General features: G+C 56.2%; 1 rRNA gene. It reads right to left on the bottom strand.

What is annotated here, in order from left to right:
- Positions 1 to 21: 21 nt before the first annotated feature.
- Positions 22 to 1,435 (bottom strand): 23S ribosomal RNA (locus ACH427_RS32305); the annotation flags it as partial.

Below are 1,435 nucleotides of genomic sequence, written 5' to 3'. Positions count from 1 at the left end.
ACACAGTGGACGCGAGCAACTGAGGACAAGCCCTCGGCCTATTAGTACCAGTCAGCTCCAACCGTTACCGGTCTTCCACACCTGGCCTATCAACCCAGTCGTCTACTGGGAGCCTTAACCCCTCAACGGGGGTGGGAGTCCTCATCTCGAAGCAGGCTTCCCGCTTAGATGCTTTCAGCGGTTATCCCTCCCGAACGTAGCCAACCAGCCATGCCCTTGGCAGGACAACTGGCACACCAGAGGTTCGTCCGTCCCGGTCCTCTCGTACTAGGGACAGCCCTTCTCAAGACTCCTACGCGCACAGCGGATAGGGACCGAACTGTCTCACGACGTTCTAAACCCAGCTCGCGTACCGCTTTAATGGGCGAACAGCCCAACCCTTGGGACCGACTCCAGCCCCAGGATGCGACGAGCCGACATCGAGGTGCCAAACCATCCCGTCGATATGGACTCTTGGGGAAGATCAGCCTGTTATCCCCGGGGTACCTTTTATCCGTTGAGCGACGGCGCTTCCACAAGCCACCGCCGGATCACTAGTCCCGACTTTCGTCCCTGCTCGACCCGTCGGTCTCACAGTCAAGCTCCCTTGTGCACTTACACTCAACACCTGATTGCCAACCAGGCTGAGGGAACCTTTGGGCGCCTCCGTTACTCTTTAGGAGGCAACCGCCCCAGTTAAACTACCCACCAGACACTGTCCCTGATCCGGATCACGGACCCAGGTTAGACATCCAGCACGACCAGAGTGGTATTTCAACGACGACTCCACGAACACTGGCGTGCCCGCTTCACAGTCTCCCACCTATCCTACACAAGCCGAACCGAACACCAATATCAAGCTATAGTAAAGGTCCCGGGGTCTTTCCGTCCTGCTGCGCGAAACGAGCATCTTTACTCGTAGTGCAATTTCACCGGGCCTATGGTTGAGACAGTCGAGAAGTCGTTACGCCATTCGTGCAGGTCGGAACTTACCCGACAAGGAATTTCGCTACCTTAGGATGGTTATAGTTACCACCGCCGTTTACTGGCGCTTAAGTTCTCAGCTTCGCCTGGACGAATCCAAGCTAACCGGTCCCCTTAACGTTCCAGCACCGGGCAGGCGTCAGTCCGTATACATCGCCTTACGGCTTCGCACGGACCTGTGTTTTTAGTAAACAGTCGCTTCTCGCTGGTCTCTGCGGCCACCCCCAGCTCAGGAAGTAAATTCCATCACCGGAAATGGCCCCCCTTCTCCCGAAGTTACGGGGGCATTTTGCCGAGTTCCTTAACCATAGTTCACCCGAACGCCTCGGTATTCTCTACCTGACCACCTGAGTCGGTTTAGGGTACGGGCCGCCATGAAACTCGCTAGAGGCTTTTCTCGACAGCATAGGATCATCCACTTCACCACAATCGGCTCGGCATCAGGTCTCAGCCTTACATGTGTGACGGATTT

It is taken from the genome of Streptomyces sp. NPDC020379, assembly GCF_044387105.1.
Classification (GTDB): Bacteria; Actinomycetota; Actinomycetes; order Streptomycetales; family Streptomycetaceae; genus Streptomyces.
This window is presented reverse-complemented; position numbering and strand designations above follow the sequence as displayed.